The sequence below is a fragment of the Sphingomonas sp. EU05-FHT14C10 genome (assembly GCF_058790595.1).
On the sequence record NZ_JBYTEN010000007.1, the window covers coordinates 81192 to 98274 of the forward strand.

At 67.5% G+C, this 17083-nt stretch carries 16 protein-coding genes; 6 read left to right on the forward strand and 10 right to left on the reverse strand.

Going from position 1 to position 17083, the window contains the following annotated elements; genetic code table 11:
* Positions 1-6 precede the first annotated feature (6 nt).
* From AC3WT0_RS09290 to AC3WT0_RS09300, 3 genes are read right to left on the reverse strand one after another with little or no spacing between them, the layout of a single operon-like run.
* Positions 7-1632, reverse strand: a complete 1626-nt coding sequence (locus tag AC3WT0_RS09290; protein ID WP_492753230.1) for a type II and III secretion system protein family protein — start codon at positions 1630-1632, stop codon at positions 7-9.
* Between the two features lies 1 nt (position 1633).
* Positions 1634-2644: a Flp pilus assembly protein CpaB gene (gene cpaB, locus AC3WT0_RS09295; protein WP_492753231.1), complete on the reverse strand. Its 1011-nt coding sequence runs from the start codon at positions 2642-2644 to the stop codon at positions 1634-1636.
* A 51-nt stretch (positions 2645-2695) separates the two neighbouring features.
* Positions 2696-3169 (reverse strand): A24 family peptidase, encoded by a 474-nt coding sequence (locus tag AC3WT0_RS09300; protein ID WP_492753232.1) that lies wholly within the window; start codon positions 3167-3169, stop codon positions 2696-2698.
* A gap of 48 nt (positions 3170-3217) precedes the next feature.
* Between AC3WT0_RS09300 and AC3WT0_RS09305 the strand changes: the two genes are divergently transcribed.
* The 4 genes from AC3WT0_RS09305 to AC3WT0_RS09320 are packed head-to-tail and all read left to right on the forward strand — an operon-like array spanning position 3218 to position 7020.
* A complete protein-coding gene (locus AC3WT0_RS09305; protein WP_492753233.1) occupies positions 3218-4171 on the forward strand; it encodes an alpha/beta fold hydrolase in 954 nt (317 codons plus the stop codon).
* Positions 4168-5274: an NAD(P)/FAD-dependent oxidoreductase gene (locus AC3WT0_RS09310; RefSeq protein WP_492753234.1), complete on the forward strand. Its 1107-nt coding sequence runs from the start codon at positions 4168-4170 to the stop codon at positions 5272-5274. The genes AC3WT0_RS09305 and AC3WT0_RS09310 overlap by 4 nt, the downstream gene beginning before the upstream one ends.
* Positions 5271-5888, forward strand: coding sequence for a glutathione S-transferase N-terminal domain-containing protein (locus tag AC3WT0_RS09315; protein WP_492753235.1), 618 nt, complete (start codon positions 5271-5273; stop codon positions 5886-5888). The genes AC3WT0_RS09310 and AC3WT0_RS09315 overlap by 4 nt, the downstream gene beginning before the upstream one ends.
* A 25-nt stretch (positions 5889-5913) precedes the next feature.
* Positions 5914-7020, forward strand: coding sequence for an MBL fold metallo-hydrolase (locus AC3WT0_RS09320; RefSeq protein WP_492753236.1), 1107 nt, complete (start codon positions 5914-5916; stop codon positions 7018-7020).
* A gap of 3 nt (positions 7021-7023) precedes the next feature.
* Here the strand turns inward: AC3WT0_RS09320 and AC3WT0_RS09325 are convergent, their stop codons facing one another.
* Positions 7024-7917, reverse strand: coding sequence for a LysR family transcriptional regulator (locus tag AC3WT0_RS09325; RefSeq protein ID WP_492753237.1), 894 nt, complete (start codon positions 7915-7917; stop codon positions 7024-7026).
* Positions 7918-8040: 123 nt separating this feature from the next.
* Here AC3WT0_RS09325 and AC3WT0_RS09330 point away from each other — a divergent pair, with 123 nt between their 5' ends.
* Entirely contained in the window at positions 8041-8778 is a 738-nt protein-coding gene (locus tag AC3WT0_RS09330; RefSeq protein ID WP_492753238.1) for an SDR family oxidoreductase, read from the forward strand.
* 42 nt (positions 8779-8820) lie between these two features.
* Positions 8821-9720, forward strand: coding sequence for an SDR family NAD(P)-dependent oxidoreductase (locus AC3WT0_RS09335; RefSeq protein ID WP_492753239.1), 900 nt, complete (start codon positions 8821-8823; stop codon positions 9718-9720).
* A gap of 54 nt (positions 9721-9774) precedes the next feature.
* Here the strand turns inward: AC3WT0_RS09335 and AC3WT0_RS09340 are convergent, their stop codons facing one another.
* The 6 genes from AC3WT0_RS09340 to AC3WT0_RS09365 form a co-directional block, all read right to left on the reverse strand.
* Positions 9775-10698, reverse strand: coding sequence for a DUF808 domain-containing protein (locus AC3WT0_RS09340; protein ID WP_492753240.1), 924 nt, complete (start codon positions 10696-10698; stop codon positions 9775-9777).
* A 198-nt stretch (positions 10699-10896) separates the two neighbouring features.
* Positions 10897-12486, reverse strand: a complete 1590-nt coding sequence (locus AC3WT0_RS09345) for a peptide chain release factor 3 (protein WP_492753241.1) — start codon at positions 12484-12486, stop codon at positions 10897-10899.
* A gap of 63 nt (positions 12487-12549) precedes the next feature.
* Complete coding sequence (locus AC3WT0_RS09350) at positions 12550-13173, reverse strand: glutathione S-transferase family protein (protein WP_492753242.1); 624 nt, start codon at positions 13171-13173, stop codon at positions 12550-12552.
* Positions 13174-13224: 51 nt separating this feature from the next.
* On the reverse strand, positions 13225-14094 hold the full coding sequence (locus AC3WT0_RS09355) for a dienelactone hydrolase family protein (protein ID WP_492753243.1): 870 nt from the start codon (positions 14092-14094) through the stop codon (positions 13225-13227).
* Between the two features lie 71 nt (positions 14095-14165).
* Positions 14166-16244, reverse strand: a complete 2079-nt coding sequence (locus tag AC3WT0_RS09360; protein WP_492753244.1) for a prolyl oligopeptidase family serine peptidase — start codon at positions 16242-16244, stop codon at positions 14166-14168.
* 72 nt (positions 16245-16316) lie between these two features.
* The gene (locus tag AC3WT0_RS09365) at positions 16317-17075 is read right to left on the reverse strand and encodes an MBL fold metallo-hydrolase (RefSeq protein WP_492753245.1); all 759 of its coding nucleotides are present in this window, start codon (positions 17073-17075) and stop codon (positions 16317-16319) included.
* Between the last annotated feature and the right edge of the window lie 8 nt (positions 17076-17083).

A 17083-nucleotide genomic window follows, 5' to 3' on the forward strand; every position in this document is an offset into this window, starting at 1 on the left:
CCCGGCTCACTTGGACGAGAAGCCGGGTGCCGCGACGGCGACCTGGCTTTCCTGCTTGGATTTCTTCGCCGGCTCGGCAGCGGCCTGCGGGCCGGGCACGCCGGCGGGGGCGGGCGCCGTGACTGGCGGGGCCATCGTCGGGACCGGGCGCTTCTCGCCGCTCTTGCCGTCGAACAGCTTGCCCTGGAACAGGCGCTCGGCGTCGGTCGGGGCGTGATAGCCATCGGTGGGCAGGGCGAGCTGATTGGCCGAGACCGGACGCACCAGATAGGGCGTCACGATGATGACCAGCTCGGTTTCCTGGCGCTGGAACTTGTTCGAACGGAACAGCGCGCCGAGGATCGGCAGGTCGCCGAGGCCCGGAGCCTTGTCGACGCTGTTGTTGTGCGTCGACTTCAGCAGCCCGCCGATCATGAAGCTCTGGCCCGAGCCGAGCTCGATCGTCGTCTCCGCCCGCCGCGTGGTGAGCGCGGGAACGCTGAAGCCGTTGAGCACCACGGCGCCCGTCGCCGTCAGCTCGGAAACCTCGGGGCGAACGCGCATCGAGATGCGGCCGTCGGCAAGAACGGTCGGCGTGAAGGCGAGGCTGACGCCATATTGCTTGTACTCGATCGTGACCTGGTTGAAGCCCTGGCTGATCGGGATCGGCACTTCGCCGCCGGCAAGGAAGCTGGCCGTCTCGCCCGAAAGCGCGGTCAGGTTCGGATTGGCGAGCGTCGTGATGAGGCCGTTATTCTCGGCAAGGTCGATCGCCGACGCGACGTCGACGCCGAACAGCTTGCCGGCCAGGCCGATATTGGTGATGCCCGCGCCCTGCGCCAGCTTCGAGAAGTCGAAGGCGGTGCCGGCCTTGGAGATGAACTGGCCGGTGACGGGATCGAACGGCAGCGACAGCGACCCGGCGGGCAGGCCGAAGATCGACGAGGCGTCGAGCTTGGGCAGGCCCGAAAGATCGGTGTTGCCGATCGAGCCGAAGGTGCGGCCCTGTGCGAGGCCGAAGGTGAAGCCGCCAGTATTGTCGCGCGACATTAGGTTGACGCCGATCGACTTGACGAGGTCGCGATTGACCTCGGCGATGCGGACCTGGAGGTTGACCTGCAGCGGCGTCGCGGTGCGCAGCCGGGTCATGACCTGCGTATCCTTGCCGACGAAGGCGGTGGTCAGGCGTTCGGCCTCCGCCGCGTCGTCGGGGTTGGCGACGGTGCCGGTGAGCAGCACGAGGCCGTTCATCGGCGTAGCGGTGATGTGGGCGTCGGGCATCGCCATGCTCAGCATCTGGTCGAGCGTCTCGACGTTGCTGCCGACGCGGACGTTGGTCGAATAGACCACCGCGCCGCTCTTGGTCGTCGCGTAGATCGTCGTCTCGCCGAAATCCTTGGCGAAGATGTAAAGCTGGGTGGGCGAGCGGACCTGGACGTCGGCCACTTTCTCGTCGGCGACGAAAAGGTCGCTCATCGGTGCCGAAAGCGTGACCAGGCGGCCGCGCCCCTTCGACAGGTTGATCGTGCCGGCCGGGGCCTGCGCCGTGGGCGCCGCGCCGATCGGGGCCGGGGTCGCGAGGCCGGCGGCTGCGATCGCGATCGCGATCACGGTGCCGGCGCCGCGCCGCAGGCGCATCTTCGGATTGCTCATCTTATTTACCCCCCACCGGAACCACGGTGACTTCGTTGCCGCGCGCCACCCGGACCACAGGACCCGAGATGAACGCCGCAGGCGCGCCGCCCGCCGGGGCAGGCCCCGTCGCAGCGGGCGTGGTCTGGCGCGGAACGCTGCTGCGCTGGAAGCGCGACACGTCGGCGCCGGTCACGAAAGTCCCCCCCGTATCGATCGGCCGCGATGCGACCTGGATCATCATCTGCTTCTCGGCCTTGGCGTCGCCATTCTGCGGCACCGAGACTTCGCCGGCGGCAATCGCGCGCTCGAGCTCGGCGGCGTTATCGGCGATCGAGCGCAGCGACAGCGACAGCGAGCCGACCGACTGGGCGACGGCGATCTTCTCGGCGATCTTGGGCGTCGCCTCGAGCGTGACGGTCTGGAACGTCTCGACCTTGGTCTTGCCGTCCTTGTCGGTGCCGTCGGTGCGCTGGTCGGTCGCCAGCACGCGAAGATTGCGGACGAAGGTCTCGGTCGTGCGCAGCGACTGCCCTTCGCCGCCGCCGCGGACTTCCTGCGTCAGCATCAGGTCGACGCGGTCGCCCGGGAAGACGAAGCCGGCGACGCCGCTGGACGCCGAGACCGAAACGGTGACGGCGCGCATCCCCGGCCCCAGGGCGGCGGCAAGGAAGCCGCGGTCGCCCGGCTTGACGAGCGAGTCCTGCGTGACGGGCTGTCCGGCGGTGACAGCGAAGCGGACGACGCGGCCGACGAGCTGCGCCGGATCCGTCTTCTCGTCCTTCACGAAATATTGCGCCTGCATCAGTTCCTTCGGCCAGGGCTGATAGCGGAACGAGCCGGCGTCGATTATCGTGCCGATCGGCAACGTCTTGGTCGCGACGAGGACCATGGGTCCATCGGGCTGCGGCGCGGCGACGGCAGCCTGAGCCACCGGAGCGGAAGAACCCTGCATCAGGCTCCGCGCCATGAAAGCGGTGGCTGCGGCAATGATCAGCGCGCCGACCAGCAATGCGATTTTCTTGACATCCATGACCTAAGACGCCCCTCTTGAACCGGACACGAAAGGTCCGGCCCCGTTTCATCAAGTAAATTGGTTAAAATATCGTTCGGCTATTACCCAAAGCCCGGCGAACGCGATCGCCACGCCATAGGGAATCTCCAAAGTCCTGTTCGATTTCCGCAGCTTGTGTGCGATCAACATGCCGAGCGTAAGCGCCCCGCCGGCGATCGACATGATGAGTAGCAGCCGCATCATCGTCAGCAGCGGCAGCCACAGCGCCAGCGCGCCGAGCAGCTTCACGTCGCCGCCGCCCATCATCCCGAGCGCGAAGGCGCCGGCGAACAGGCCGAAGACGATGAGCGCGAGGCCGAACTGGATCGCCATGTCCGGCCAGGGCGAAAGCCCGCTCGCCCACCAATAAAGCGGTGCGAGCAGCGCGATGGCGGCGTTGAGGCCGTTGGCGATCGTCCGGCTGCGAATGTCGGTGAAGGCCGCGATCAGCAGCAGCAGCGCCAGCACGCCCAGCAACGCGAAGATGATTGGTCCCCCTGTCATGGCGATAAGGTCTAGACGACGCTGCTTGCCAAACCGTAACCAGCCGCAATGAGCTTGCAGCCGCCCTTCGATCGCCGCGCGATTCCCGCAGGCGCGCATATCGGTGAATGGCGCGCGCGCGATGGCTGGGCCGTCCGCCGCTTCGACTGGCCCGCTGAAGGGAAGGCGCGCGGCGCGATCCTCTTTCAGGGCGGGCGCGGCGACATCATCGAGAAATATCTGGAGGCGTTCGATCACTGGCACCGTGCCGGCTGGTCGGTGACGGCGTTCGACTGGCGGGGGCAGGGAGGATCGGGGCGGCTGACCGCCGATCCGCTGGTCGGCCATGCCGAGAGTTTCGCGCCATGGATCGACGATCTTGCTGATTTCTATGCCGAATGGGCAGCGGCAACGCCGGGGCCGCACATCGTGATGGGGCATTCGATGGGCGGGCATCTGGTGCTGCGCGCGCTTGCCGAAGCGCGGATCGCGCCCGACGCGGCGGTGCTGGTCGCGCCGATGCTGGGGCTGCACAGCTTCCCCTTCACGCCGGGGGTCGCGCGGCATGTCGCGCATCTGATGACGCGGATCGGCAAGCCCGACCGGCTGGCGTGGAAGCAGAATGAGCGTCCGGCCGCGCCCAATGCTTCGCGCCGCGCCTTCCTGACGCATGAAGCCGATCGCTACGAGGACGAGCTCTGGTGGAAAGTCGAAAAACCCGAACTGGCGCTTGGCCCGCCGAGCTGGAAATGGGTCGCGACTGCCTATGATTCGACGCTGGCGCTTGAGTCGCCGGGCAAGCTGGAAGCGATACGGACGCCGCTGCTGATCCTCGCGGCCGAGGCGGACAAGCTCGTTGCCATAGCGGCGATCCGGCGCGCGGCGGCGCGGCTGCCGGACGCGACGCTCCATGTGTACGGCCCCGAATCGGCGCATGAGATATTGCGCGAGGCCGATGCGGTGCGCGACGACGCATTGGCCCGGATCGACGGCTTTCTGGACGATCGCGCCCCGGCCCGATGACCAGCTTCGATATCGTGATCGTTGGCGCCGGCATGGCCGGGGCGAGCCTTGCGGCGGAAATCGCGCCGCATGCATCGGTGCTGCTGATCGAGGCGGAGGATCAGCCCGGCTATCATGCGACCGGCCGCTCCGCCGCCTTCTGGGACGAGACTTATGGCGGGCCGGCGATCCAGCCGCTGACCACTGCATCGGGGGGCTGGCTGCGCGATCACGGCTTTCTCGCCCCGCGCGGCGCGCTTTATCTGGCGCGAGCGGGGCAGGAGCGGATGGCAGACGCCTTCGTCGCCGATTTCCGGGGGTCGGGCGTCGGGCTCGACCGGCTCGACCGGTCCGCCCTCGACGCTGCGCTGCCGGGCCTGCGGCCCGAATGGACGCAAGGCGTGTGGGAGGAAAGCTGCGCCGACATCGATGTGGCCGGTCTGCACGCTTTCTATCTCAAGGCGGCGCGCGCGGCCGGGGCCGAACTGCGCACCAGCCATGCCCTGCGCCGCGCCGCGCGCGCCGGCGACGGCTGGGTGCTCGAAGCGGGTGGCGGCCAGGTCGAAGCAAAGCTGCTGGTCAACGCGGCGGGCGCCTGGGCCGACGAGGTCGCGCGACTGGCGGATGCACCCTCCATCGGCATCCAGCCCTATCGGCGGACGATCGCCCAGCTTGTCGTCGATCCCGCACCGTCGCCGTCGCTGCCGCTGGTCGTCGCGATCGACGGGCAATTCTATTTCAAGCCCGATGCCGGCGGCCGGCTGTGGCTCAGCCCGCATGACGAGACGCCGAGCCCGCCTTGCGACGCCGCGCCCGAGGAGCTCGACGTCGCCATCGCCATCGATCGCCTGCAGGGCGTGGTCGACTGGCGGATCGCGCGCGTCGAGCATAAATGGGCGGGGCTGCGCAGCTTCAGCCCAGATCGCGTTCCGGTCTATGGCTTCGATCCGCTCGCGCCCGGGCTGTTCTGGTGCGCAGGGCAGGGCGGCTTCGGTATCCAGACCGCGCCGGCCGCGGCGAAGCTCGCCGCCGCGCTGCTTTTGGGGCATGCGCCCGATCCGATGGTGGCGGGGATCGATCCGGCACCCTATCTCGTCGATCGATTCACCGAGGACCGCCAATGATCATTCTCTATACGTGGAAGACGCCCAACGGCCGCAAGCCGGCGATCATGCTGGAGGAGCTGGGCTGGGCCTATGAGGCGCGCCCGATCAACATCGGCAAGGATGAGCAGTTCGGCGCCGACTTCCTGAAGATCGCGCCCAACAACAAGATTCCGGCGATCGTCGATACCGAAGCCGATGGCGGCCCGCTCGCCATCTTCGAGAGCGGCGCGATCCTCACTTATCTGGCCGAGAAGAGCGGCCGCTTCTGGCCGGCTTCCGGGCCGGATCGCTGGAAGGTGCAGGAATGGCTGCACTGGCAGATCGGCGGGCTTGGCCCGATGCTCGGCCAGCTCAATTTCTTCGCCAATCGCGCGCCCGAAAAGCTGCCGATCGCGATCAACCGCTTCGCAGAGGAAGTCGACCGGTTGTTCGGCGTGATGGAGACGCGGCTGGGCGAGGCCGAGTATCTCGGCGGGGACTATTCGATCGCCGACATGGCGTCCTATCCGTGGATGGCGGTCGCGCGTGCGCTGGCGCCGCAGCAACTGGCCGACAAGCCCAATATCGATCGCTGGATGACGGCGCTGGCTGCGCGGCCGGCGGTCGAAAAGGGCATGGCCATTCTCGGCTGATCGCTGGTTTCTGACGGGGGAAATGATGGAACTGGTTCGGCAAGGATCGATGCGTCTGGGCAGGGCGGCGGGGGTGCTGGCGTTCTGCGCCATGCCGATGCTCACTGCCTGTATCGAGCGCAAACAAACGCCGCCGTCGCGCGTCTATTACAAGGGGCCGGACAGCGCGCATTTCAATGGCCAGACTTTCTTCAATCCCGAAGGCGAGACCGGCACGGGCGGCGCGCGCAACAACAAGGCTGGCAATTTCGTCCAGATCGCGATGGGCGACACGCATCGTCCGCGCTGGCCGCGATCGATCCCGGTCACGCAGACGGTGCCGCCGCGCCGCGTCGAAGGCAGCGCGATGCGCGTCACCTGGATCGGCCATGCGACCACGCTCGTCCAGACGCAGGGGCTCAATATCCTGATCGATCCCGTCTGGGCGTGGCGCGATTCGCCCCTCCAGCTCGTCGGGCCGAGGCGGGTGCGTGCGCCCGGCGTGAAGCTTAAGGACCTGCCCAGGATCGATGTCATCCTGATCAGCCATAATCATTACGATCATCTCGATGCCGGCGCGCTCAAATTTCTCGCGCGCCGCGACAGCCCGGCGATCGTGACGGGCCTCGGCAACGACAAACTGCTTGCCGAGCACGGGCTGAAGGCGATCGCGCGCGACTGGGGCGACCGCGTGGAAGTGAAGCCGGGCCTGTGGATCGATATCGTCCGCGCGCATCACTGGAGCGCACGCTGGGTCGACGACATCGATCGCGCGCTGTGGGTCGGTTTTCGTATCGAGCTGCCCGGCGGCGACCTCTATTATGCCGGCGACACCGGTCCCGGCGACATGAGCTGGGCGGCCGACGCCAAGGGGCAGGCGCCGATCCGCCTCGCCCTGCTGCCGATCGGCCCCTATCATGTCACCGGGCCGCAGACCGGCAATCATATCGACCCCGAACAGGCGGTGGACGGCTTCGCGCGCATGGGCGCTGCCTATGCCATGGGCGTGCACTGGGGGACGTTCGAGCTAGGCACCGAGCCAGTCAACGATCCGCCCAAGCGGCTCGATGCGGCGCTCGTCGCGCAGCATATCGATCCCGCGCGCTTCCGCGCGCTCGATGTCGGCGCGAGCTGGATGGTGCCCGAGCTCTGATCCTCAGGCCCTGAACCTGGCGAATTCCGCAGTCGCCCAGTCGAGGAAGACGCGCACGCGCGGGGCGAGCAGCCGGCTGCGCGGGTAGAGGAGCGAGACGGGGGCGGGCGGCGGCGGCATGTCGCCGAGAATCTCGATCAGCGCCCCCGATGCCAGGTCCGCCTCGACATGGAAGCGCGGCATCTGCGCGATGCCGAGACCGAGCCTGACGCCTGCCAGATAAGTCTCCGGCCCAGTGACGCAGAAGGGGGCGGGCAGTTCGACGCGACGCAGCTCGCCTCTTTCTGCAAACTCCACCGGGGTCAGCTCGCCGCTGCTCACCAGCCTGATCCCGACGATATGGTGCCCCGCCAGATCGGCGATGCATGTGGGCGCGCCATATCGGGCGAGATAGGCGGGCGCGGCGCAGGTGATGCGATCGAGCATCGCGACGCGTCGCGCCACGAGGTCGCTGTCGGGCAGCCGGCCATAGCGCAGCACGCAATCGACGCCTTCCTGCACCGGATCGACCCAGCGATCGCGCTCGCTGAGCGTCATCCTGATGCCCGGATAGCGATCGAGAAAGGCGGGCAGGCCGGGGAGCAGGAAGTGCCGGGTGATCGTTCCCTGCGCCTCGACGCGCAACAGCCCGCCCGGCTCGGTGCCCCTGAACGCGCCTTCGGCATCCTCGATATCGTCGAGGATGGCGAGGCAGCGATGATAATAGGCTTCGCCGTCGAGCGTCGGCCGGACGGTGCGCGTCGTGCGCTGGAGCAGGGTGACGCCCAGCCGCTCCTCTAGCTGCTTGATCACCGTGGTGACGGTGGAGCGCGGCAAGCCCAGATCATGCGCCGCCTCGGTGAAGCTCCGCCGATCGACGATCCGGGTGAACAGCCGCATCACGTCCAGTCGATCCATCACCGCTCCATTGTTCGTATCTGCTGAACAGTCATAACCATTCCAGATAGATTATTTCCAGCGCTCGAAAGCGCACATGGCCTGTGTCGGCGCCGCGCGGCGCCCCAACGCAGGAGATTTGAGATGAGCAACGAAGGCAAGGTCGCGATCGTCACCGGCGCATCGCGGGGTATCGGCGCGGCAGTCGCGGAGCGGCTGGCGAGCGAGGGTTTCACGGTGGTCGTCAACTATGCGGGCAGCGCGGCAGACGCCGAGGCGCTGGCCACGAAGATCGCCGATGCGGGCGGCAAGGCGATCACCGCGCAGGCCGACGTCAGCGATCCGGCGGCGGTGACGCGGATGTTCGACAGCGCGATCGCGGCGTTCGGCCGTGTCGACGTGCTGGTCAACAATGCCGGCGTGCTCAAGCTCTCGCGCATCGCCGACGCCGACGATGCATTGTTCGACAGCGAGATGGCGGTGAACCTGAAAGGCAGCTTCAACGCGATGCGCGAGGCCGCACGCCGGCTGAACGACGGCGGGCGGATCATCAATTTCTCGACCAGCGTCATCGCGCTCCGGCTTGAGACCTACGGCATCTACACCGCCAGCAAGGCCGCTGTCGAAGCACTGACCGCCGTGCTGTCGAAGGAACTGCGCGGCCGTTCGATCACCGTCAACGCCGTGGCGCCGGGGCCGGTCGCGACCGCGCTGTTCCTCGACGGCAAGACGCCCGAGCAGATCGCGCATTTCGCCGGGATGAACCCGCTCGAACGCCTCGGCGCGCCCGAGGACATTGCCGATGTCGTCGCCTTCCTCGCCGGGCCGCAGGGCGGCTGGGTCAACGGGCAGGTGCTGCGCGCCAATGGCGGGCTGGCCTGATCGCCTTCCCCTCGCTCCCCCTCTTATCGAAAGGACAAACCCATGGACCGGAAAGTCATCCTGATCACCGGCGCGTCGAGCGGATTCGGCCGCCTGACCGCAGAGGCGCTCGCCCGTGCAGGCCATGTCGTCTACGCCTCGATGCGCGACCTCGCGGGGCGCAACGCCGCCAATGCGGCCGAACTGGCGGCGCTTGCCAAAGCCGAGGACATCGACCTGCGCACCGTCGAGATCGATGTCCAGTCGCAGCCTTCGGTCGATAAGGGCGTCGCCGAGATCATCACTGCGGCGGGCGCGATCGACGTGGTTGTCCACAATGCCGGCCATATGGTGTTCGGCCCGGCCGAAGCCTTCACGCCTGAACAATATGCCCAGCTCTACGACAGCAACGTGCTGGGCACCCAGCGGGTCAACCGCGCCGTCCTGCCGCATCTGCGCCAGCGCCAGCAGGGGCTGCTCGTCTGGGTCTCGTCGTCGAGCTCGGCGGGCGGCACGCCGCCCTATCTCGCGCCCTATTTCGCGGCCAAGGCGGCGATGGACGCCGTCGCGGTCCAATATGCGCGCGAACTGAGCCGCTGGGGCATCGAAACCTCGATCATCGTCCCCGGCGCCTTCACGCACGGCACCAACCATTTCGCGCATGCCGGCACGCCCGCCGATGCGCAGGTGGTGGCCGACTACGAGGCCGGTCCCTATGCCGGCTTCGGCGTGCAGGTGCAGGAGGCCTTCGCCGCGATCGTCCCGCCCGATGCCGATGTGGCGGCGGTCGCCGATGCGATCGTCGGCGTGGTCGCCGCGCCTTTCGGCAAGCGGCCCTTCCGCGTCCATATCGATCCGACGCAGGACGGCGCGGACGTCGGCTTCGCGGTGCTCGATCGCGTGCGCGCGGAAATGCTCCACCGCGTCGGCCTGTCCGATCTGCTCAGGCCCGCCCACGCCTGAGCGCGAGTGCCGGGGATCGGCGGGGCCGCCAGCCGGCCCCGCCGTTTCCTTTGGTCAGTGGCGGATCTTGTGGACGACGAGCGCGATCACGCCGCCCACCGCCAGCCCGAACAACCCCGATCCGATCGCGGTGACGATCCACGACACGACAGGGGCAAGCGCGCCGGTCGCGTGGCCAGCCACCTCGGCGAGGTGGTGGATGACGCCCGCCGGCTGGTGCGATCCCAGCACTTCGAGACCGTGGACCAATATGCCGCCGCCGACCCAGATCATCGCGGCGGTGCCGATCGTCGCCAGCGTCTGCATGACGATCGGCATGCCGGTGACGAGCCCGCGCCCGATCGCGCGCACGAAGGCCGAGGATCGCTGCGCCAGGTGCAGCCCGATATCGTCCATCTTCACGATCAGCGCGACGACGCCGTAAACGCCGGCGGTGATCGCGATGCCGACGAGCGCGAGCGCGATTGCCTGCAGGCCGATCGACAGATGAGGGAGCTGCGCCAGGGCAATCGCCATGATCTCTGCCGAGAGGATCAGGTCGGTGCGGATCGCGCCGCTGACCTTGGTCTTCTCAAGCTGCACGGCATCCTGCCCGGCTTCGTCGCTATCCTCGTGCGTCTCGCTGCTGAACGCCTCGACGACCTTCTCGGCACCCTCGAAGCACAGGAAGGCGCCGCCCAGCATCAGCAAGGGCGTGATCGCCCAGGGCGCGAAGGCGCTGAGCAGCAACGCGGCGGGCAGCAGGATCAGCAGCTTGTTGCCCAGCGATCCCAGCGCGATCTTGCCGATCATCGGCAGTTCGCGCTGCGGCGACAGGCCTACGACATAGCGCGGCGTCACGGCGGTATCGTCGACGACGACGCCCACCGCCTTGCTGCCGGCCTTGCCCGCCGCGGCCCCGACATCGTCGAGCGACGCGGCGGCGAGCTTGGTGATCCCCGCAATATCGTCCAGCAGCGCGACCAGACCCGATGCCATCAATTAAGTTCCACTGCGAATAAGGGTTTGGAGAGGTGCTCGGGCCATTCATTCCCGCTGGCGGAGATCGAGGCAAGCCTTTGGCGGGTTGTAAAGCGCGATCGTCATTGCGAGCGAAGCGAAGCAATCCAGAGATACCGGGCGCCGGGCTGGATTGCCGCGTCGCTTCGCTCCTCGCAATGACGACGGCTGGGTATGTTACACCCGCTCCTTGGTGGCGGAGAAGCGCACGCCCGGATTGCGATCGACGACATAGTTCAGTTCCCAGCCGTCCTTCGCCATGAACACCGGCGCGCCGTCGCGATCGGTGGCGAGCGCGCTGCGGTTAAGCCCGGTAAAGGCCTTGAGCGCAGCGGCGTCGTCCGACGCGATCCAGCGCGCCGTGCTCCACGGCGAGGGTTCGAGGCCGGCCTCGACGCGATATTCGGCTTCGAGCCGCGAGACGAGCACTTCGAGCTGGAGCTGACCGACGACACCGACGATCCACTGGCTGCCGATCTCGGGATAGAAGACCTGGATGATGCCTTCCTCTGCCAGATCGTCGAGCGCCTTGCGGAGCTGCTTGGTCTTGGTCGGATCCTTCAGCGCGACACGGCGGAGGATTTCGGGCGCGAAATTGGGAAGCCCGGTGATCGTCACCGCACCGCCGTCGGTCAGCGTGTCGCCGACGCGCAGCGTGCCGTGGTTGGGGATGCCGATGATGTCGCCCGGATAGGCTTCGTCCGCCACTTCGCGTTCGCGCGCGAAGAACAGGATCGGGCTGTGCACCGCGATCGCCTTGCCCGTGCCCATCTGGTTGAGCTTCATGCCGCGCTGGAAACGCCCCGAGCAGAGCCGCATGAAGGCCACGCGGTCGCGGTGCATCGGGTTCATGTTCGCCTGCACCTTGAAGATGAAGCCGGTGACGGCCTTGTCGTCGGGCGAGACGGGGGCGGGATCGGCCGGCTGCGGGCGCGGGCTGGGGGCGAAGCGCGCGAGCGCGTCGATCAGCTCGCCGACGCCGAAATCCTTGAGCGCCGATCCGAAATAGACGGGGGTGAGATCGCCGTGGCGATAGGCCTCCGCGTCGAAAGGCGCATAGCCCACCTGCGCCAGTTCGGCCTCCTCGCGAAGATGCGCGAGCCCGTCGGCCGAGATCAGCGCATCCAGCTTCGGATCGTCGAGGCCCGACACCTGCGTCTGGTCGCCCTCGAACGCGCCCGTGTCGTCGGCGGCGGGCCGGCTGAGGCGATTATGCTCGAGATTGTAGAGGCCCTCGAAATTGCCGCCCATGCCGACGGGCCAGTTCATCGGGCTGACATCCAGAGCAAGCTGGTCGGCGACCTCGTCGATCAGCTCGAACGGCGAACGGCCTTCGCGATCGACCTTGTTGATGAAGGTGATGATCGGCACCGATCGCAGGCGGCAGACCTCGAACAGCTTGCGCGTCTGCGCCTCGATGCCGCGCGCCGCGTCGATCACCATCACGGCGGAATCGACGGCGGTCAGCGTGCGATAGGTATCTTCGGAGAAATCCTCGTGCCCCGGCGTGTCGAGCAGATTGAAGGTCAGCCCGTCGCGCTCGAAGGTCATCACCGACGAGGTGACCGAGATGCCGCGCTGCTGCTCGATCTTCATCCAGTCCGATCGCGCGCGCCGCGCCGATCCGCGCGCCTTCACCTCGCCCGCCGCGTGGATCGCACCGCCGAACAGCAGCAGCTTTTCGGTCAGCGTGGTCTTACCCGCGTCGGGGTGGGAAATGATCGCGAAGGTGCGCCGGTCGGGGCGGTTGGTCGGCCGAAGGGTCATGGCGCGCGCCCTTAGCGGTTTCGCGCGCGCATGGCGACCCCCGCCCCGATCGAGCCCTGTTTGTCAGGCCTGCACTGCCGGCATCGCCGCATCGTCCTTCGCGCTCGCCGCCCGATGTGCCGGGCGCGCGTCGAGCCGCTCTGCATAAGCCAGGAAGCTGTCGCGCTTGGGCAGCGTGCCGAACTGGGTGCCCCACATCACCTGCGAACCGACATAGACGTCGGCGGCGGTAAAGCTGTCGCCGGCGACATAGTCGCGCCCCTGCAGATGCCTGTCGAGCACGTCGACGGTCAGGTCGTAATTGCCGTAGCCGAACATGCGCCCCTGCTCGGCGCTCGGCGTGAACTGGGCCGCGCGGTTGGTGACGGCCTGTTCGACCGGGCCTGCCGCGAAGAACAGCCAGCGATAATAGTCGGCGCGGTCGTCGAGCGCGGGGGCCAGCCCCGCTTCGGGAAAGGCATCGGCCAGATAGGCGCAGACCGCCGCGCATTCGGTGATGACATTGTCGCCGTGGCGGACCGCCGGAACCTTGCCCATCGGATTGACCGACAGATAAGGCTCGCTCTTCATCGTCGAGGCATAGTCGAGCATCTCGACTTCATAGGGCGCGCCCGTTTCCTCGAGCATCCAGCGCGCGATTCGGCCGCGCGACATCGGATTCGTATAGAGAATCAATTGTTTCGCCATTGCTCTTCTCCTTCAGCGTTGATGCGAACATAACAGGAACACGCTGACGAGTCAGCCCTTCAGATGCTCGTTGAAGAAGGCGATGGTGCGCGCCCAGGCGAGCCTGGCGGCGTCGGCATTGTAACGCTCGGCGGAGGTGTCGTTGTTGAACGCATGGTTCACGCCCGGATAGTCGTGGACGATCACGGGCTTGCCCGCCGCCTTCAGCGCATCGGCGAAGGGCAGCGCGGTCGCGGCGACGCGCGTGTCGAGCCCGGCGAGGTTCATCATCAGCGGCACATCGACCCTGGCTGCTTCGGCCGGCGCGGGGGCGGGGCCATAATAGGAGACGGCGGCGGCGAGGCGCGGCGCGCCCGCCACGGCCAGCCGGTCGACCATCGCGCCGCCCCAGCAATAGCCGACGACGCCGGCTTTGCGCTTGCCGGCAAAGCGCGCGAATACCGATTGCGCGTCCTTGGTGGTGGCGGCGAGATCGAGCTTGCCGATCATATCGCGCGCCTTGTCCTCATCGGCAGGCGTGCCGCCATCGGGCGCGAGCAGATCGGGCGCCACCGCCGTGAAGCCTTCGAGCGCGAAGCGGCGCGCGACATCGCGAATATGGTCGTTGAGGCCGCGATTTTCGTGAATGACGACGACCAAAGCTGCGGGCGTGCCTTTCGCGGGATTGGCGACATAGGCGCTCATCCTGCGCCCCGGTGCGCTGTCCCACGCCACAGTCTGCGTCTTCAGCCGCTTGTCGTCGGGCGCGACGATCGCGGCGGCGGCAGGATCGGCGGCAATGCCCGCGAGCAATGCGGAAGCGGCGGCCGGGCTTCCCGCCAGCAGCGTCAGTTCGCGCAGGAAGGCGCGGCGGTCGCGCCCCTCATGCGTGTAGCGGTCGTAAAGCGCGATCGCGCGCGATCTTATGTCGTCCCGGTCCATTGCCGACTCCTCTCCTCCAGCCCCCGCCGCCGGGTGTAACGCAAGAGGAGAGGGGCAGGAACCTCAGCCGCTTATTCGGCCCCGGGCGTCCATTTCGGCTTGTCGCGATACTTGCCGAACCAGGCGAGGATCGCCGAGGCCTTGGCCGCCGCCTGGCTGGGCCGCGCGGCAATGCCGCCATGGCTGGCGCCCGGCACCTTCACCAGCGCGGTTGGCACATGGAGCAGGTTGAGCGCGGTATAATATTGCTCGGATTCGCTCACCGGGGTGCGATAATCCTCGCTGCCCACGACGACGAGCGTCGGCGTCTTGACGTTGCCGACCAGCGACAGCGGCGAACGCGCCCAGTAGCCCGCCTGATCCTCCCACGGGAACTTGTCGAACCAATATTGGTGATACATCGGCGCGCCGTCCGACGTTAGGCTGAAGCTCGTCCAGTCGATCACCGGCTTCTGCGTGGCGGCTGCCTTGAAGCGATCGGTCTTGCCCACGCTCCACGCGGTCAGCACGCCGCCGCCCGAACCGCCGGTGATGAACAGATTGTCCGGATCGGCATTGGCGCCGGCCACCGCCGCATCCACCGCGCTCATCAGGTCGCCATAATCGTCGCCCGGATATTTGTGGTGGATGAGGTTGGCGAACTCCTCGCCATAGGATGTCGATCCGCGCGGGTTGGTGAACAGCACGATATAGCCGGCGGCGGCATAGAGCTGGTCGTCGGTCGAGAAGCTCGACGAATAGGCCGAGAAGGGGCCGCCGTGGATCTCGAGGATCAGCGGATATTTCTTCGACGGATCATAGTTGGGCGGGGTGACGATCCACGCATCGACCTTGCGGCCGTCGCTTGCGGTCACGGCCAGCGGCTTCACCTGGCCCAGCGTCTTGGTGCCCAGGAAGGCATCGTTGAGGTGCGTCAGGCGCCGTCCTTCACCGCCCTTGGTCACCTCGACATCGGCGGGGCGCAGCGCGGTGCCGCCAGTGTAGGCGATGGTCCCGTCGCGCGAGACCGAGAAGTCGCCGCCGGTATAGGGGCGGTCGAGCGATGCGCCCTTCAACCCGCTCGCCAGATCGCGCAGGCTGCCGTCGAGCCCGACGCGCGCGACCTTGGTCTCGGCCTTGTCGTCATATTTGACGTAGACCGCCTTGCTGTCCGCTGCCCAGATGATGTCGTCGACCGAGCGGTCGAGCGACGCGGTCAGCACGCGCGATCCCGATCCGTCGGGGTTCATCACATAGAGGCGGACATTCTGGTAGCCGAGATATTTGTCGTCATAGCCCAGATAGGCGATGTGCTTGCCGTCGGGCGAGAGCAGCGCATTCTGGTCCGGCCCGTTGCGCGTGGTCAGCGGCTTCACCGCGCCGGTCACGACGTCGAGCGCATAGACTTCGCTGTTGGCGGGGCTGCGCTCCCAATCCTTGTTGCGGTTGGCGCTGAAATAGATGGTCCGCCCGTCGAGCGACCAGGACAGGGGGCCGCCATCGTCAAAGGGGCCGAAGCTCAGCTGCTGGGGTGCGCCGCCGTCCGCAGGCACCACGAAGATATGGTCATGACCCGGCTTCAGATAGCCCGCGCCGTCCGCGCGATAGGTGACGGCGGTGATGACCTCGAGCGGATCGGCCCATTTCGCGCCTTCGGGCTTGGTGGGCGCATTGCCCAGCGACGCCGGCGCATCGGGCACCGCGAGCGTGTAGGCCAGGCGGGTGCCGTCGGGCGACCAGGCGATCGATCCGGGGCTGTCGGGCAGGCTCGTCACCTTCGCGGTCGCCCCCGTCGCGATCCAGCGCACATAGAGCTGCGGCGATCCACTGCCGTCGCTCGATACATAGGCAAGGCGCTTGCCGTCTGGCGACCAGCGCGGGCTGAAATGCCCCCCGGGGCCGGCGACCAGCGGCGTCTGCGCGCCGCTGCGCACATCGACCAGCCAGATGGTCGATCGCGCCCGGTCGGTCATGATGTCGTTCGACTTGCGGACATAGGCGACGGTCGCGCCGTCCGGGCTGATCTGCGGATCGGCCGCGACCTCGAGCCCGAATATGTCCTTCCCTTCGAAGATGCGGCTGGGGCCGTCAGCCGGGGCGGCGAGGGCCGGGGCGATGAGGGCAGGCGAGGCGGCGAGCGCCAGAAGCGGCAGCAGGGCGAAACGGAACATGCAAGGACCCCCTGGGGATGTGGAAGGCGGCAATCTGAAGATTTCGCGCGCCTTGGCAAGGGGGCAGGGCGTCTATTTGCCGATCGCCAGCAATTCCCGCGTCCGCGCGATCGCGTCGCCCTGCGCCAGCCCGTGGCCGGGGACGATCAGCGCTGCATGGGGATAGCGCCCGGCCACGCGTTCAAGGCTGACTTTCCATGCCGCCACCGATGCATCGCTGAGATTGCCGAGGTCGGTCGCGGTCGTCGATTTGAGGAAGCAGCCGCCGAACAGGATGCGCGATCCCTTTTCCCAGACGACGATATTGTCGGGGCTGTGTCCGGCGCCCGGATAGAAGCATTCGAGCCCGAAGGCATCATGCACGAAAGGCGCGGGCGGCAGCGAGGGCGCCTTGGCGCCGGCGAGCAGCGCGCTGGTCAGCGGCGTCATGTAAATCGGGATGCCGGCCTTATCGAGCGCGGGCACCCCGCCTGCGCGGTCGCTGTGGAAATGAGTGACGATCGCGCCGACCGGCTGGCGCTTGAAGCGCGCGATGCACCAGCCGATCAGCGCTTCGGCCTGCGCCGCCGTCCAGCCCGGATCGACGATCACCGGCCCCTTGGGGCCAAGCCAGACAAGCCCGTTGGCGGGATAGACAACGCCCCGGCCGATCTCGCCGGTCGCGGAGAAGATCCAGTTGCGCCGGTCGATCTGCTTCACCCAGATATCGTCGGCGATCGCCGTCATGCCGGGCAGGCCAAGCTCCGATGCATTGGGCGCCGCCGCGAGCAACCGGGCGGGTAGGGCGGCCAGCGCGGCCGTGGCGACGAAAGCGCGACGCGATACGATCATGCTGCTTC

Excerpts from the sequence above, each read along its gene's own strand:
- AC3WT0_RS09290 (WP_492753230.1), bottom strand. The coding sequence starts at position 1,632 with ATGAGCAATCCGAAGATGCGCCTGCGGCGCGGCGCCGGCACCGTGATC.
- cpaB (WP_492753231.1), bottom strand. The coding sequence starts at position 2,644 with ATGGATGTCAAGAAAATCGCATTGCTGGTCGGCGCGCTGATCATTGCC.
- AC3WT0_RS09300 (WP_492753232.1), bottom strand. The coding sequence starts at position 3,169 with ATGACAGGGGGACCAATCATCTTCGCGTTGCTGGGCGTGCTGGCGCTG.
- AC3WT0_RS09305 (WP_492753233.1), top strand. The coding sequence starts at position 3,218 with ATGAGCTTGCAGCCGCCCTTCGATCGCCGCGCGATTCCCGCAGGCGCG.
- AC3WT0_RS09310 (WP_492753234.1), top strand. The coding sequence starts at position 4,168 with ATGACCAGCTTCGATATCGTGATCGTTGGCGCCGGCATGGCCGGGGCG.
- AC3WT0_RS09315 (WP_492753235.1), top strand. The coding sequence starts at position 5,271 with ATGATCATTCTCTATACGTGGAAGACGCCCAACGGCCGCAAGCCGGCG.
- AC3WT0_RS09320 (WP_492753236.1), top strand. The coding sequence starts at position 5,914 with ATGGAACTGGTTCGGCAAGGATCGATGCGTCTGGGCAGGGCGGCGGGG.
- AC3WT0_RS09325 (WP_492753237.1), bottom strand. The coding sequence starts at position 7,917 with ATGGATCGACTGGACGTGATGCGGCTGTTCACCCGGATCGTCGATCGG.
- AC3WT0_RS09330 (WP_492753238.1), top strand. The coding sequence starts at position 8,041 with ATGAGCAACGAAGGCAAGGTCGCGATCGTCACCGGCGCATCGCGGGGT.
- AC3WT0_RS09335 (WP_492753239.1), top strand. The coding sequence starts at position 8,821 with ATGGACCGGAAAGTCATCCTGATCACCGGCGCGTCGAGCGGATTCGGC.
- AC3WT0_RS09340 (WP_492753240.1), bottom strand. The coding sequence starts at position 10,698 with ATGGCATCGGGTCTGGTCGCGCTGCTGGACGATATTGCGGGGATCACC.
- AC3WT0_RS09345 (WP_492753241.1), bottom strand. The coding sequence starts at position 12,486 with ATGACCCTTCGGCCGACCAACCGCCCCGACCGGCGCACCTTCGCGATC.
- AC3WT0_RS09350 (WP_492753242.1), bottom strand. The coding sequence starts at position 13,173 with ATGGCGAAACAATTGATTCTCTATACGAATCCGATGTCGCGCGGCCGA.
- AC3WT0_RS09355 (WP_492753243.1), bottom strand. The coding sequence starts at position 14,094 with ATGGACCGGGACGACATAAGATCGCGCGCGATCGCGCTTTACGACCGC.
- AC3WT0_RS09360 (WP_492753244.1), bottom strand. The coding sequence starts at position 16,244 with ATGTTCCGTTTCGCCCTGCTGCCGCTTCTGGCGCTCGCCGCCTCGCCT.
- AC3WT0_RS09365 (WP_492753245.1), bottom strand. The coding sequence starts at position 17,075 with ATGATCGTATCGCGTCGCGCTTTCGTCGCCACGGCCGCGCTGGCCGCC.